This is a genomic window from Bacillus sp. EB106-06-01-XG163, from assembly GCF_058791615.1.
Map to the genome: position 1 here is coordinate 330476 of NZ_JBYTDS010000001.1, position 14440 is coordinate 344915.

The 14440-nt window shown below is 46.3% G+C and carries 16 protein-coding genes; all 16 read right to left on the reverse strand.

Annotated elements, in window-relative coordinates; all coding sequences use genetic code 11:
* Positions 1-15: 15 nt before the first annotated feature.
* On the reverse strand, positions 16-933 hold the full coding sequence (gene xerC / locus AC3WTF_RS01225; protein WP_007409774.1) for a tyrosine recombinase XerC: 918 nt from the start codon (positions 931-933) through the stop codon (positions 16-18).
* A gap of 69 nt (positions 934-1002) precedes the next feature.
* The gene (trmFO, locus tag AC3WTF_RS01230) at positions 1003-2310 is read right to left on the reverse strand and encodes an FADH(2)-oxidizing methylenetetrahydrofolate--tRNA-(uracil(54)-C(5))-methyltransferase TrmFO (protein ID WP_012117550.1); all 1308 of its coding nucleotides are present in this window, start codon (positions 2308-2310) and stop codon (positions 1003-1005) included.
* Between the two features lie 64 nt (positions 2311-2374).
* On the reverse strand, positions 2375-4450 hold the full coding sequence (topA, locus tag AC3WTF_RS01235) for a type I DNA topoisomerase (protein ID WP_007409771.1): 2076 nt from the start codon (positions 4448-4450) through the stop codon (positions 2375-2377).
* Positions 4451-4631: 181 nt separating this feature from the next.
* Entirely contained in the window at positions 4632-5531 is a 900-nt protein-coding gene (gene dprA, locus AC3WTF_RS01240) for a DNA-processing protein DprA (protein ID WP_042635190.1), read from the reverse strand.
* A gap of 65 nt (positions 5532-5596) precedes the next feature.
* The gene (gene sucD / locus AC3WTF_RS01245; protein ID WP_003154281.1) at positions 5597-6499 is read right to left on the reverse strand and encodes a succinate--CoA ligase subunit alpha; all 903 of its coding nucleotides are present in this window, start codon (positions 6497-6499) and stop codon (positions 5597-5599) included.
* A gap of 28 nt (positions 6500-6527) precedes the next feature.
* Positions 6528-7685 carry an ADP-forming succinate--CoA ligase subunit beta gene (gene sucC, locus AC3WTF_RS01250; protein ID WP_003154283.1) on the reverse strand — a complete coding sequence of 386 codons (1158 nt, stop codon included), beginning with the start codon at positions 7683-7685 and terminating at the stop codon, positions 6528-6530.
* Between the two features lie 174 nt (positions 7686-7859).
* A complete protein-coding gene (locus AC3WTF_RS01255; protein WP_007409769.1) occupies positions 7860-8141 on the reverse strand; it encodes a FlhB-like flagellar biosynthesis protein in 282 nt (93 codons plus the stop codon).
* Positions 8138-9841, reverse strand: a complete 1704-nt coding sequence (locus AC3WTF_RS01260) for a hypothetical protein (RefSeq protein WP_047935710.1) — start codon at positions 9839-9841, stop codon at positions 8138-8140. Before AC3WTF_RS01260 ends, AC3WTF_RS01255 begins: the two co-directional genes overlap by 4 nt.
* Positions 9842-9857: 16 nt before the next feature.
* Complete coding sequence (rnhB, locus tag AC3WTF_RS01265; RefSeq protein ID WP_007611398.1) at positions 9858-10625, reverse strand: ribonuclease HII; 768 nt, start codon at positions 10623-10625, stop codon at positions 9858-9860.
* 72 nt (positions 10626-10697) lie between these two features.
* The gene (gene ylqF / locus AC3WTF_RS01270) at positions 10698-11546 is read right to left on the reverse strand and encodes a ribosome biogenesis GTPase YlqF (protein ID WP_007611396.1); all 849 of its coding nucleotides are present in this window, start codon (positions 11544-11546) and stop codon (positions 10698-10700) included.
* A gap of 142 nt (positions 11547-11688) precedes the next feature.
* The gene (gene rplS, locus AC3WTF_RS01275; protein ID WP_003154288.1) at positions 11689-12036 is read right to left on the reverse strand and encodes a 50S ribosomal protein L19; all 348 of its coding nucleotides are present in this window, start codon (positions 12034-12036) and stop codon (positions 11689-11691) included.
* Positions 12037-12176: 140 nt separating this feature from the next.
* The gene (gene trmD / locus AC3WTF_RS01280) at positions 12177-12908 is read right to left on the reverse strand and encodes a tRNA (guanosine(37)-N1)-methyltransferase TrmD (protein WP_007409764.1); all 732 of its coding nucleotides are present in this window, start codon (positions 12906-12908) and stop codon (positions 12177-12179) included.
* Positions 12905-13429, reverse strand: coding sequence for a ribosome maturation factor RimM (gene rimM / locus AC3WTF_RS01285; RefSeq protein ID WP_047935709.1), 525 nt, complete (start codon positions 13427-13429; stop codon positions 12905-12907). Before rimM ends, trmD begins: the two co-directional genes overlap by 4 nt.
* 4 nt (positions 13430-13433) lie before the next feature.
* On the reverse strand, positions 13434-13820 hold the full coding sequence (locus AC3WTF_RS01290) for a YlqD family protein (RefSeq protein WP_003154291.1): 387 nt from the start codon (positions 13818-13820) through the stop codon (positions 13434-13436).
* A 90-nt stretch (positions 13821-13910) separates the two neighbouring features.
* Positions 13911-14156, reverse strand: a complete 246-nt coding sequence (locus AC3WTF_RS01295) for a KH domain-containing protein (RefSeq protein WP_007611392.1) — start codon at positions 14154-14156, stop codon at positions 13911-13913.
* The gene (rpsP, locus tag AC3WTF_RS01300; protein ID WP_003154296.1) at positions 14156-14428 is read right to left on the reverse strand and encodes a 30S ribosomal protein S16; all 273 of its coding nucleotides are present in this window, start codon (positions 14426-14428) and stop codon (positions 14156-14158) included. The genes AC3WTF_RS01295 and rpsP overlap by 1 nt, the downstream gene beginning before the upstream one ends.
* Between the last annotated feature and the right edge of the window lie 12 nt (positions 14429-14440).

A 14440-nucleotide genomic window follows, 5' to 3' on the forward strand; every position in this document is an offset into this window, starting at 1 on the left:
GAGAAGGGCCTCCTTTTAATTTTCTTTAAAAGCTCTCGGGTGGTGGGACATATATGTGTTTCTCAGCATTTCCTTCGATACATGTGTGTATATCTGCGTAGAAGACAGATTGGAATGGCCCAAAAGCTCCTGGACGCTTCTTAAATCAGCCCCTTCATTCAGCAGATGAGTCGCAAACGTGTGCCGAAGCATATGCGGGTGTATATGTAAAGTGCCAGATGCTTTTTTTACAAGCCCGCTTAAAATATACCTGATTCCTCTGGCGGTCAGCGGGCCGCCTCTTTGATTGACAAACAGCACATCATGAGGCTCTTTTGCTTTTTCAAGCAGGCACTGCCTTCCGCTGTTGATATACAGCTCCAGCGCATCACGGGCATATGAGCCGAACGGGATATAGCGCTGCTTCTTGCCTTTCCCGTGAACGAGCACCGTATCCATGAACAGGTCAAGATCTCCGACAGTGAGTGTACAGCACTCACTGACCCTCATTCCGGTCGCATAAAGAAGCTCAAGCAGGGCCTGATCGCGCATCCCTGACGGCTGACTTCTGTCTGAAACAGCGAATAGTTCCTCAAGTTCTTTTTCATAAAGAAACTTCGGAATCCGTTTCTCTTGTTTCGGCAGATGAACAAGCTGAAACGGATTCTCTTCAACAAGCTTTTCCCTCATTAAAAATTTATAGAAGCTTCTCAAAGCTGAAATTTTCTTGCTGATTGTTTTTCTTGACAGGCCTTTTTCATAAGCCTCCGTCAAAAATATTCTCACATCATGATATGCAGCTTCTTTCATTCCATTTATATTTTGAGCATGCAGAAACATCCCAAATTCTTCAATCGAATTAACATAATTCACAATAGTATATTGTGAATAATTTTTTTCAATTTGTAAATATTCAACGAATAACTTTAAAAAAAAGTTAACATTCTCAGTCATTATGAAGACCTCCCTCTCCGAAGGGCTTTTAAATGGTATCATATAATGCATCGAAGTTGCAATGAAAAGCTATATCGTTTTCGAAATAGTTTGAATAGTCTCAATTGCGCGTTTAGCGTATTCTTCATTTCGTTCTTTTTTGTTTTTAATTTTTACAGGCAATTCTTTTAAGAGGCCGAAGTTTGCATTCATCGGCTGGAAGTTCTTCTGATTTGTCGTCGTAATGTAGTGAGCCATGCTTCCGATCGCCGTCTCCTGCGGGAATGTCACAAGATCCTGACCGAGCACAAGTTTGGCGGCATTGATTCCCGCTACAAGACCTGAAGCGGCAGATTCAACATAACCCTCTACGCCGGTCATTTGGCCCGCGAAAAACAGATCGTTCCGCTGTTTAAATTGATATGTCGGGTTCAAAAGGCTCGGCGAGTTGATAAATGTGTTTCTGTGCATGACGCCGTATCTGACGATATCAACATTTTCAAGACCGGGGATCAGTTTAAGCACTTCTTTTTGGTCTCCCCATTTTAAATGTGTCTGAAAACCTACAATATTATAAAGCGTTCCCGCCGCATCATCCTGTCTGAGCTGAACGACTGCATAAGGGCGCTTGCCTGTTTTCGGATCTTCCAGTCCGACCGGTTTCATCGGTCCGAACAGCATTGTTTTCTTGCCTCTTTTCGCCATGACTTCAATCGGCATGCAGCCTTCAAAGAAGATTTCTTTCTCGAATTCTTTTAAAGGTACCGTCTCAGCCGTCGTCAATGCTTCATAGAAACGGTCGAACTCTTCCTCTGTCATCGGGCAGTTTAAGTACGCCGCTTCTCCCTTGTCATAACGGGATTTTAAGTACACTTTCTCCATATCGAGGCTGTCTTTTTCGACAATCGGCGCCGCCGCGTCATAAAAATACAGATACTCTTCTCCCGTGAGCTCTTTCAGCTGCTGTGAAAGCGATTCTGACGTAAGCGGTCCGGTCGCGATAACAGTCGGGCCTTCCGGAATCTCTGTTACTTCCTCAGTAAGAACCGTTACGTTCGGATGGTTTTTCACGAGATCCGTCACGCTTTGCGCAAATTCATGACGGTCAACGGCAAGCGCTCCCCCGGCCGGAACCGAGCATTTATCAGCAGATTGAATGATTGCCGAGTCAAGGGCCCGCATTTCTTCTTTTAATACGCCTACCGCATTGGCGAGTGTATTTGAACGGAGGGAGTTGCTGCATACCAGTTCGGCGAATTTATCAGTATGATGGGCTGCCGTCTGCCTGACGGGCCGCATTTCATATAGTTTCACTTGAATTCCTCGTTTTGCAAGCTGCCATGCCGCTTCACTTCCGGCAAGGCCTGCTCCGATTACATTAACTGTTTGCTGGTTCATTTCTTTTCATCTCCTGTTGTTTGTCCCTTCCACACAAAGAAGGTGAGCAAGGCTCTGCTCACCGCTACTTCTGTGGTTCTTCCTTATAATCGCATTCGACGCATTGGACTTGTATGCCTTTTTTAAGCTTTTTCTCTACGAGCATATTTTCACATTTCGGGCATTTTCGTTCAATCGGTTTGTCCCAAGATACGAAGTCGCATTCAGGATAACGGTCACAGCCGTAAAAGATGCGTTTCTTTTTTGATTTTCGTTCGACAATGTTTCCTTCATGGCACTTAGGGCATTTTACGCCGATTTGTTTGACAATCGGTTTTGTATTCCGGCAGTCAGGGAAATTGGAGCACGCCATAAATTTGCCGTATCGGCCCATTTTATAAACCATCCGGGAGCCGCATAACTCACAATCTTCATCGGCGTATTCAGGTTCAATTTCCACTTCTTTCATTTCGGCTTCCGCTTTTTTCACGCGTTTTTCGAAATCAGTATAGAAGCTGTCAATGATTTGAACCCATTCTGTCTGGCCATCTTCAACATGATCAAGGTCTCTTTCCATTTTAGCCGTGAATTCAACGTTAATGATTTCCGGGAAAAACTCCATGATAAGATCCAGCACGATCTGCCCAAGCTCAGTCGGCACAAACCGTTTATTGTCTAATCCCACGTAACCGCGGCGCTGGATGGTGTCAAGAGTCGGCGCATATGTCGAAGGACGGCCGATCCCCAGTTCTTCAAGCGTTTTAACCAGGCGCGCCTCTGTATAACGCGGAGGCGGCTGAGTAAAGTGCTGCTCAGGCTCAATATCTTTCGATAAAACCGTGTCTCCCTCTTTAAGGTCCGGAAGCATGCGGTCTTTTTCTTCCAGCTGATCGTCTTTACCCTCTACATAGACTTTCATGAAGCCGGCGAATTTGACTTTACTTCCGTTTGCCCGGAATGTCAATCCGTTATTGCTGAGATCGACGCTCATCGTATCAAGGACGGCAGGGGCCATCTGGCTTGCAACAAAGCGCTCCCAAATCAGCTTGTATAATCTGAGCTGGTCTCTTCCAAGCACCGCTTTTAAGTCGGCAGGTTTTCTGAGCACCGAAGTCGGGCGGATCGCTTCGTGGGCATCTTGTGCGTTTTCATTTTTCTTTGCCGGTTTCCGTTTTCCCGCTAAGTACTCTTTTCCGTACGCCTGATCAATAAAAGCTGACGCTTCTTCAACGGCTGTATTGGAAATCCGCGTTGAGTCCGTTCTCATATACGTGATGAGCCCGACTGTCCCTTCTTTGCCGAGATCAATTCCTTCATATAATTGCTGCGCGATCATCATCGTTTTCTTCGCTCTGAAATTCAGCTTTCTTGCAGCCTCCTGCTGCAGAGTGGACGTTGTAAACGGCAGAGCGGGATTTCGTTTGCGCTCTTTTTTCGTAACCTTGTCAACTGTATACTTATTGCCTTTCAGCTGAGCAAGGATGGCTTTTACGTCTTCTTCGCTTTTTAAAGGAAGCTTTTTGCCGTTTTTTCCGAAAAATCCGGCTTCAAACGTCTCTTTTCCTTTTAAAAATGAGCCGGTAATCGTCCAGTACTCTTCAGGTTTAAAATCGTTGATTTCCTTTTCCCGGTCGATGATCAGCCGGAGCGCAACGGATTGCACACGGCCCGCACTGAGGCCTTTTTTTACTTTTTTCCAAAGAATCGGGCTGATTTTGTATCCGACGAGTCTGTCTAGTATGCGGCGCGCCTGCTGCGCATCGACAAGATCCATATTAATCATGCGCGGATGTTTAAATGATTCTTTAATGGCGTCTTTCGTTATTTCATTAAAGACGACCCGGCAGTCCGAGCTGAGATCCAGATCAAGACTGTGTGCGAGATGCCATGCAATCGCTTCCCCTTCTCTGTCGGGGTCGGCCGCGAGATAGACTTTTTTTGCTTTCTTTGCCGCTGTTTTTAATTCTTTTAAAACAGGGCCTTTTCCGCGGATCGTAATATATTTCGGTTCAAAGTTCTGTTCGATGTCAACTCCCATTTGACTTTTCGGAAGATCCCGGACATGTCCCATTGAAGCTTTGACTTTATATTTCTTCCCTAAATAACGTTCAATCGTTTTCGCCTTTGCCGGCGATTCCACGATGACTAGATAATCAGACATTTTCATCCCCCTCAAGAGGTGTTCTCTCTCTTTTCAAGTATCAATTCATTTTAGAGCTGCCTTTTTATGGCTTTCAACATTTCATTCTTTATGATGAACGTCATTTTATACATGAAAATAATGTGCAACTTTAAATCCTCACTATTATTAAATATTACAATACCGTTTGTCAAACGATATTTCAAAAGGGTTCCGTATACTGAACGCATCGGGCGGTCAGCTCTCCGTCAATATCCTCTGCGCATAATACAGCTTTCGCCCCTTCTTGAATGAGTTTTATAGGTCCTCCGGAATATGGATTAAATATGGAACCCGGAACGGCAAATACCTCTCTGCCTTGATCGAGAGCCTGGTAAGCTGTGATTAATGAACCGCTTTTTTCTTTTCCCTGCACGACCACAATTCCTTCACTTAGTCCGCTGATTATGCGGTTTCTCATCGGAAAGTGCCATTTTTTCGGCTTTGTTTCAGGAGGATGTTCTGAGAGTAGGAGATGGTGTTCAGCCATGTATTCTGCTAACAGGAGATTTTCCCGGGGATAGATGTGATGGAATCCGCCGGCTATCACGCCGATCGTAAGCCCTTTTGCCCTGATGCTCGCCTTATGAGACAATCCGTCTATACCGGATGCAAGCCCGCTTACAATGATCCAGCCTTTTTTTGAGAGTTCGGCGGAAAGATGCCCAACCGCTTTTATTCCGTCTTCCGTCGGTTTCCGCGTTCCTACAATCCCGATTTTTCTGCCTTTTTCAAGAAGCAGCGTGTTCCCTTTTGCATACAAGACAGCCGGCGGATCATAAATCGCTTTAAGCCATGTTGGATAGCGGCTTGATGAAATCGGAATGACAGTAATGCCTTCGCGGCGGTAATCGGACAGAACTTCATCAAGTTCCGGATCCTTGCGCTCTATTTCCCGAAAAATTGCTTCCGGGGCTGTTTTCCCTTCTGATAAAACAGTTAATGGATGCGGATTCGGTAAAAAAGACAGAGAGTGATCAGCTTTCCACCATTTTAATAGAAGAGACGGGGAAATGATTTGATTAATACTGCAGACCATTAAACAGCGCGATGCTTGATCCAAATCTGGAAACCTCCTCTTTTTTTCAGCAAAAACAGGAACAGCCGTTACGGCTGCCCCTGCTTCGATCAGTGCGTTTTGCACGTTTCAAATAAGCCTTTTTCTTTTAACACCTTAATCAGCGTTTCACCCATTACAGAAGGGGTTTCCGCGACTTCAATTCCGCAGGCGTTCATCGTTTTGACTTTTTCTTCTGCCGTGCCTTTTCCTCCGGAGATGATGGCGCCCGCATGGCCCATGCGTTTTCCCGGAGGCGCGGTTTTACCGCCGATAAAGCCGACAACAGGCTTCGTCATGTTCGCTTTCACCCACTCAGCCGCTTCTTCTTCAGCTGTGCCGCCGATTTCTCCGATCATGATGACGGCATGTGTTTCAGGATCTTCATTGAACGCTTTTAACACGTCAATAAAGTTCGTGCCGTTGACCGGATCGCCGCCGATCCCTACAGCGGTAGATTGGCCTACGCCGGCTTCTGAAAGCTGATGGACGGCCTCGTATGTCAATGTTCCTGAACGGGATACAACGCCTACATGACCCTTTTTATGAATGTATCCCGGCATAATGCCGATCTTGCATTCTTCAGGTGTAATAACACCAGGGCAGTTCGGCCCTATTAATCTCGTTTTCTTGCCTTCCATAAAGCGCTTCACTTTCACCATGTCCAAAACCGGAATGTGCTCAGTGATACAAATGACAAGATCAATTTCCGCGTCAACCGCTTCCATAATTGCGTCCGCCGCAAACGGAGCCGGCACGTAAATAACTGACGCATCTGCGCCCGTTGTATGAACCGCTTCTGCGACCGTATTGAATACCGGTACGCCTTCCGCTTCCGTTCCGCCTTTTCCAGGTGTTACACCGCCAACGATATTCGTGCCGTATTCCAGCATCTGCTTTGTATGAAATAAAGCGGTAGAACCTGTAATCCCCTGTACAATAACTCTTGTATCTTTATTGATAAAAACACTCATTATCTGGTCCCCTGCCTTTCATTCTTTCCTAAACTAAGGATACGATTTTCTGTGCGCCGTCTGCCATTGATTCCGCAGATGTGATGTTTAAGCCTGATTCATTCAGGATTTTCTTTCCTAAATCTACGTTTGTCCCTTCAAGGCGCACGACCAGCGGCAATGTCAATCCGACTTGTCTCGTCGCTTCAACAACGCCCTCGGCGATGACATCACACTTCATGATGCCTCCGAAAATATTGACGAAAATTCCTTTTACGTTTTGATCGGAAAGAATGATTTTAAAAGCTTCCGTAACTTTTTCTGCGGTTGCGCCGCCCCCGACATCAAGGAAGTTTGCAGGTTCTCCGCCGTAGTGTTTAATGATATCCATTGTAGACATTGCAAGACCCGCGCCGTTTACCATACAGCCGATATTTCCATCAAGGGAAATGTAGCTTAAATCGTATTTTGACGCTTCGATTTCTTTCGGATCTTCTTCATCTAAATCTCTGTATTCCATAATGTCTTTTTGTCTGTATAACGCATTGCTGTCGAAGTTCAGCTTAGCATCCAGCGCCATGACGTTTCCGTCCCCCGTAACGACGAGAGGGTTGATCTCGGCGATGGAGCAGTCCTTCTCAACAAATGCTTTGTATAAACCGAGCATAAATTTAGCGGCTTTACCGACAAGCTCTTTCGGGATGTTAATTGCGAATGCAATTTCCCTTGCCTGATAGCCCTGAAGGCCGACAGCCGGATCAATTACCGCTTTTTTAATTTTTTCAGGTGTTTTTTCCGCTACTTCTTCAATCTCCGTTCCGCCTTCTTCAGACGCCATTAAAACGATTCTTGAAGTAGCGCGGTCAAGTACAAGCCCGACATAGTATTCCTTTTTAATATCGCAGCCTTCTTCAATAAGTAAGCGTTTTATTACTTGTCCGTCCGGACCCGTTTGATGTGTGACGAGCGTCTTGCCTAACAGTTCTTCGGCATACTCTTTCACTTCATCTTTTGTTTTTGCAATCTTTACCCCACCAGCTTTGCCGCGGCCGCCAGCATGGATTTGCGCCTTTACGACATAAACCGAGCTTGACAGGCTCTCTGCTTTTTCAACTGCTTCCTCTGCTGTAAAAGCCACTTTACCTTCAGGAACAGACACCCCGTATTTTCTGAGGACTTCTTTTCCCTGGTACTCATGGATATTCATTTCCCATCCTCCTAACTTATGTAGCAAAACTAAAAATAGACTGCGCTTTCATTCTATATAATACTGGAAGAATTGTCTAGGGTTCAAAACAAAATCTTTATATCCTTCCAAACATTCTAACTTTTATTTTATTGAAAATATAAATTTAAACGGAGTCCGGGAAATGAATGGTCCTTATTTTTCGTTTTTCAGGGTTTCGTCCAGTCTGTAAACAAATGAAAAAATTTCGGCAACGGTTTCATAAAGCGCCTCCGGTATCTGATCGTCAACCGTCAAATGGCGCATTAATTCGACAAGGGTTCGGTCTTCCTGAATGGGGACCCCAGCCTTCTCAGCTTCTTTTATAATATTTTCCGCCACGTGCCCCCTGCCTGTTGCGACAACCTTCGGGGCTTGGTCTTTCTGCCGGTCGTAATGCAGGGCGACAGCTCTTCTTAACGGCGTTTGCTCTTTCATATTTTCACATCCACTTTTCTTCCGCCGTCTTTTTCTATAAACTCTTCCACAAGAGCGCTCTGGTCTTTCGGGCGCCGTTTTTTAGCCGTGACGCCTGACAGGCTGAAGCCCGTTTCTTTTACGGCTTCTTTTAAAGCCGGTACGAGAGGGTCGATGGCCGCCTGAAGCTCAAAATCAGTCTCAACCGTAATGGTCATTACATTTTGCTGAATCATGCAGTCCACAACGGTTTCTTGCAGTGTTTCAAGGTGCAGCAAAAACAGGAGCCTGCAATGTGACGGATCGAGTTTTCCGTCCGGCTTCTTCCGTCCTTTAAAGAGAACTGTGATGTCATTCTCATACGCGGACGCTCCCAGCGGAAATGACAGCACCATCTGCGTAACAGAAGGATTATGCTGCTCAATAAACAGCTGGCCGTTTAATTTATGAATAAGCGGTTCCGCCTCTTGTTTAACGGATTGGGGCGCCTCTTGAAGCGTCCGGACGGCTTGGAGGGCTGTTTTCAGTGCTTGTTTCTCCGGCTGCGGAGATACGCCTTTTTCAAGCGCTGTAATGAATGATAATTCATCACGCGTGCCCAGTCCTTTTTTGATTTTCTGCAAAAGGCTTAATACATCATGTTTTTCTGCATATTTCAATTCGGTGAGCTGAGCGGCTTTTTCAAAAACAGCCGCCTCCTGTTCTGTCAGATGTGCGTTTTGAAGAACAGGTGCTGTTTTAAATGTTTTTTCTTGAGAAATGAGAGCCTTAATGATCTCCGCCGTTACTTTTACGGGACGGTTTTCAGTTTTTTCTGCCGATGTCATTAATTTCTCTATAATCTGTTTTGCCGTTTTTTCAGGCAGTTCCGGATTTGCCCGTGCACTCGGAGGAGAAGGTTGGCTTGAGACTGCCTTTCCGTTTTCACGAGTCTCTCGGACAAATGGTGATTGTTTTGATTCCGTCCGTTCTCCTTCATCCATCAGCCCGGTTTCTGAGATCGGCATGCGTGCAGCCTCGGCAAGCTTCTTCAAGAGACGTTCTGCATGAAGATCCGTTTCCGCGTTTAACACGTCAGAAACCGCCTCTTTGAGCACAGACAGCTCTTTTGCCGATTGCGGAGCCTGATTGATTGCCTGAAGCAGTCCTGAGAGGAGGCGCCGGGTCGGAACCGGATATTTAACGGCATGAATGGCTGACAAGACTTCCGGATGTGCGGGCAGTTCCCGTTTCAGCGCAAATACGATTGTTTCCGCCGCTTTTTTCAATTTGGCGGCCGGAAGCGATTCAGCCCAGCGGATGCAAGCTTTGAGGCTGTTTTCCGTCATCGGCAGCTTCTGCTGCATAAACGTTTCGGCAATCTGCAGAGACACAGGGCCTGGTTTGACAGAAAGAGCGTTTAACAGTCTTCCCGCCGCTTCCTGAACGGTTTTCGGGCTTCCTTCGAATTGGTCGATGACATGAAGCCGGCCCGTTTTTTCCGCCGGCTGTTTGTCATAAGAAAACCAGTAATACGCCTGCGGGCGAAGGGCGGTTTCAAGTTTTCCCTGCATCGTCCGGCCGCCGATTTGGATAAGAGCGCTTTGATCGTCCAGCAAACGGAGAACCTTCCCTAACAGCAGCCTTTGAGCGCCGCTGTCTTTACCGCCGTCTTGCCGGTCCGGAGGGATTTCCGCCGTCAGCTGTCTGAAAGCCGCTTGGATTTCGCCGCTTATGTTCATGTCTTAAGCCTCTTTTCTAACAATAAGATTGAACGGGAGCGAACGTTTTTCGGTGAATAGTTGTCGGTCCGTATGCCTGAAGAGCTTCAAGATGTTCTTTCGTTCCGTAGCCTTTATTTTTTTCAAAGCCGTACATGGGGTAGGTTTTGGCGTACTCAGCCATGAGACGGTCCCGCGTTACTTTTGCGATGCAGGCTCCGGCGGCAATTGACACGCTTTTGGCATCTCCTTTTATAACTGATGACTGCGGAATGTCAAGCGGAAGGGTCATGGCATCAACAAGCAGATAATCAGGTGTTTCCGTTAAAGCATTGACGGCTTTTACCATCGCCAGTCTCGCGGCCTCATAAATGTTGATCCGGTCAATGACGTCCGCATGGACAATGCCGACTCCTACAGCCGCCGCTTCTTCCGTGATCCGGCTGTAATACTCCTCGAGCTTCTTTTCCGACAATTTCTTCGAGTCCGTGAGACCGAGAATCTCGCATTCTGCCGGCAAAATGACGGCGCCGGCGACAACCGGTCCGGCAAGCGGCCCTCTTCCGGCTTCGTCAACACCCGCAATCAGGCGGAAGCCCTTTTTGGATGACAGTCTTTCGTATGCCGTCATGTTCAGCCATTGCTCTTTAAGAGCTTTTTCCTTCGCGTGCTTTTTCAGCCATTGCTCTAAAAGCGTCTGTACGCTTTTTCTCGGGTCTTTCTCACATTGGGCAAGGAAGGGGTCGCTTTCGTCCCTGACCTCTTGCAGGCGTTCTTTTACGCTTTTTACGGTTAATGTATTCACGTTCTCTTCTCCCTTACATTATGTATATCGGTATTCTGCGGAAAAAATAAAGACCCGCATCGCTGCGCGTCTTTATTCTGATGGTGTTTCAAATGAAAGCCTGCCGAATTTTTCCGTCCGGATGTCCCGAATGATGACTTCCGTTGTTTTATCATAGTCAACCATTCCGCCGCCCATCAAACAGCCGCGTTTTTCACCGATCGCGTCGAAAAGAGCGGCGATATCCTCAGGGATTTCCTGAAGTCCGTAGCGCTCCTTCAAGCGGTCGGGATAATGCTCTTCCAGAAAGCGCAGCCCGAAGACGGCCACATCCTGCAGGTTGATAATCGTATCTTTAATCGCCCCGGTGATCGCCAGACGCAAGCCGACAAGCTCATCTTCAAATTTAGGCCATAAAATTCCCGGTGTATCGAGCAGCTCTAATTCCTTGCCTACCTTTACCCACTGCTGTGAAGTGGTAATGCCGGGCCTGTCTCCCGTCTTGGCAATGTTTTTTTTGGCCAGCCGGTTAATGAGCGTAGACTTGCCGACATTCGGAATGCCGATGATTAATGCGCGGATTGCTCTCGGCCTAATGCCCTTTGCTTTCATTTTATCGAACTTATCTTTCAGCAGCTCTTTCGAGGACGGCACGATTTGATGCAGTCCCTGCCCGTTAACGGAGTTTATTGAAAGAGAGGGAATGCCCTGTTCCTGAAAGTGGTCCTTCCACTGGGCAGTCACAGCCGCATCCGCCTTATCGGCTTTATTTAAAAGCATAATGCGCGGCTTATTTTTTAAAATCTCCTCAATCATCGGATTTCTCGATGACATCGGGATTCTCGCATCCACCAATTCGTATACGATATCAATTAATTTCAGTTTTTCTGTTACTTCCCGTCTCGCTTTAGCCATATGGCCTGGGAACCATTGAATGGTCATGTGACTTCGACACCTGCCTTATTTACCGGAACCGGATGTTCCGATGATCTCTTATGTATTTTACGTTGCTTGTTCTGCTTTTACAAATTTCATATAAAAAAAGAGCCTGTTACGGGTAACAAGCTCTTTTCGTTCGTTATCATTATCGTCTGATTTCTTTAATACGAGCCGCTTTTCCGCGAAGTTCACGCAGATAGTAAAGCTTAGCGCGACGTACTTTACCGTAACGTACAACTTCGATTTTCGCGATTTTTGGTGTGTGTACAGGGAATGTACGTTCAACGCCAACACCGTAAGAAATCTTACGAACTGTGAACGTTTCGCTGATTCCACCACCACGACGCTTGATCACAACACCTTCGAAGATCTGGATACGCTCACGGTTACCCTCAACAACTTTTACGTGTACACGTAAAGTGTCACCAGGACGGAACGCAGGAAGATCAGTGCGAAGCTGTTCTTTTGTGATATCTTGAATTAGTTTTTGCATCGTTTTCAACTCCTTCCAACAGATGCTCTTGGCCACAACTGCAAGGCACAGCGGAACATCGTTTTCAAGCTTCTGAAGGATAAGCCTCCTTAAGCCACAAGTAGTATCTTATCATATCTTCATCGCCTGCGCAATAGAATCTATTCGTTTTCCCACTCGGAAATCCATTTTCTTTGCTCATCAGTGAGAGGATAGTTTTCAAGAAGATCCGGACGTCTTAAAAAGGTTCTTCTGATTGATTCTTTATTGCGCCATTTTTGTATTTTTGCATGGTTGCCCGACAGAAGGGTCTCAGGCACTTTTAAGCCTCTATAATCTGCAGGCCTCGTATAGTGCGGATGCTCTAAAAGCCCCGTGCTGAAGGAATCCTCCACGTGGGATGCTTCTTTTCCGAGGACGCCCGGCAAAAGCCTGACAACGCTGTCGGCGATCATCATGGCAGGGAGCTCTCCCCCGGTCAGCACAAAATCCCCGATGGAGATTTCATCAGTGACAAGATGTTCCCGGATCCGTTCATCATACCCTTCATAATGTCCGCAAATAAACATGAGATGTTCCTCTTGTGCCAGCTCCTCGGCTTTCTTCTGCGTATAACGCTCACCTTGCGGGCAGACGAGAATAATGCGCGGCTTGGCGTCCGTACCGGCTGTCAGCTTTTCAACCGCATCAAATACAGGCTGCGGCTTTAACACCATCCCGGCTCCCCCGCCGTACGGGTAATCATCAACCGTTTGGTGTTTATTATCCGAAAAAGCCCGGAAATTGATGACGTCAAAACGGACAGCCTCTTTTTCCTGTGCTTTTTGCAGAATGGAGGAGCCGAGCACCCCTTGAAACATTTCGGGAAACAGTGTTAAAAAGTCGATTTTCATTCGTCTATTAACCCTTCCATTACATGAATCTTAATTTTCTTCTCATTTATATTAATATCCTTTACCACAGAAGCAATATACGGAATGAGCGCATCTTTTTTGCCTTTTCTTGCAACCACCCATACGTCATTAGCCCCTGGCGTCAAGATTTCCTTCACTGTGCCGATCAGTTCCCCGTCTTCTGACACAACCTCGCAGCCGATGATTTCATGAAAATAAAATTCATCTTCTTTAAGCTCTCCCAAGTCTTCTTCAGGGACTTTGATCACCATGTTTCTTAGGTGTTCGACTTCATTGAGACTCGGCATTTCTTTGAATTGCAGCAGGTGAAACTGCTTGTGAAGCCTGTGGGCGCTGACCGTTACTTTGATTGGCTCCGCAGCCCCTTCCGCAAACAAATAGAGCGTATTGCCGGGCTTGTACCGTTCTTCGGCAAAGTCCGTTTTAGAAATGACCCGCACTTCGCCTTTAATGCCGTGGGTATTTACAATTTTGCCTACATTAAACCATCTGTTTGTCATATTATCACCTCGGGCGGATTTCAATTACTACCCCGTCTTTTATGACGATGGTATTTGCCGCTGTTTTTTCATGCCAGTTATCACCGACGTTGATTGAAAGCAGCGCATCGATCTCCTTTTCCTTCACTTCGCTTCCAAGCGGGAGCGACTCTGTCTGGCTTATTTGGAAATCGATCATTTTGATTTTGTCTTGTCTTTTCTCAATGGCTTTTTTAAAAGATTCCGCTACATCGGGATTCTGCTGATCTTTTTCATGTTTTCTAAGCTGAAAATAGAGCTGGCTGCATTCTCGTTCAAGCGTTTGCTTTTTTTCTGCAAAAGAGGCCAAAAGCTTTTCCTTGCTTTGCTCGGTCAGAACCTGCATAACGGTTACCCTGTGAATAATCTGCATAGGACCAGACTCCCCACTCTTCCAACATATTTCTGTTCACTTGCCTTTTTTACGTGTAAAAAAAGGGGAGGTGCCGGCCCTCTCCCTTTTTCAGTCAAATATTTCAAATTGAACTTTCTTAGAAGACTGTGCGCCAGCTGCAAAAACGACGGTTCGAATCGCTCTTGCAGTCCGGCCTTGCTTTCCGATAATCTTACCGGTATCTGACTTATTGACAGATAAGCGCAGCGCAATCTTTTGATCAGTCTCTTCCTTTGTGACCGTTATGTCTTCCGGATGGTCGACAAGCGGAGCCACAATGCTGACAATCAAATCTTCCAAGTTCTGATCAGTCATTACTTGCCTTGTTTAGCGTTGTGGAATTTTTCCATAATTCCTTGGCTTGAGAACAAGTTGCGGACTGTATCAGAAGGTTTAGCTCCTGTTTGAAGCCATTTAAGAGCAAGCTCTTCGTTGATTTTCACTTCAGCCGGCTTTGCAACCGGGTTGTATGTGCCGACTGTTTCGATGAAACGGCCGTCACGCGGTGAACGAGAATCTGCTACAACAATACGATAGAAAGGAGATTTTTTTGCTCCCATACGTTTTAAACGAATTTTTACTGCCATTTTACTAGCACC

Coding starts and splice junctions, on each gene's coding strand:
- AC3WTF_RS01295 (WP_007611392.1), bottom strand. CDS start 14,156: ATGACTGATCAGAACTTGGAAGATTTGATTGTCAGCATTGTGGCTCCG.
- sucC (WP_003154283.1), bottom strand. CDS start 7,685: ATGAATATCCATGAGTACCAGGGAAAAGAAGTCCTCAGAAAATACGGG.
- trmFO (WP_012117550.1), bottom strand. CDS start 2,310: ATGAACCAGCAAACAGTTAATGTAATCGGAGCAGGCCTTGCCGGAAGT.
- topA (WP_007409771.1), bottom strand. CDS start 4,450: ATGTCTGATTATCTAGTCATCGTGGAATCGCCGGCAAAGGCGAAAACG.
- sucD (WP_003154281.1), bottom strand. CDS start 6,499: ATGAGTGTTTTTATCAATAAAGATACAAGAGTTATTGTACAGGGGATT.
- xerC (WP_007409774.1), bottom strand. CDS start 933: ATGACTGAGAATGTTAACTTTTTTTTAAAGTTATTCGTTGAATATTTA.
- ylqF (WP_007611396.1), bottom strand. CDS start 11,546: ATGACCATTCAATGGTTCCCAGGCCATATGGCTAAAGCGAGACGGGAA.
- rpsP (WP_003154296.1), bottom strand. CDS start 14,428: ATGGCAGTAAAAATTCGTTTAAAACGTATGGGAGCAAAAAAATCTCCT.
- AC3WTF_RS01290 (WP_003154291.1), bottom strand. CDS start 13,820: ATGCAGATTATTCACAGGGTAACCGTTATGCAGGTTCTGACCGAGCAA.
- rplS (WP_003154288.1), bottom strand. CDS start 12,036: ATGCAAAAACTAATTCAAGATATCACAAAAGAACAGCTTCGCACTGAT.
- AC3WTF_RS01260 (WP_047935710.1), bottom strand. CDS start 9,841: ATGAACATAAGCGGCGAAATCCAAGCGGCTTTCAGACAGCTGACGGCG.
- rimM (WP_047935709.1), bottom strand. CDS start 13,429: ATGACAAACAGATGGTTTAATGTAGGCAAAATTGTAAATACCCACGGC.
- trmD (WP_007409764.1), bottom strand. CDS start 12,908: ATGAAAATCGACTTTTTAACACTGTTTCCCGAAATGTTTCAAGGGGTG.
- AC3WTF_RS01255 (WP_007409769.1), bottom strand. CDS start 8,141: ATGAAAGAGCAAACGCCGTTAAGAAGAGCTGTCGCCCTGCATTACGAC.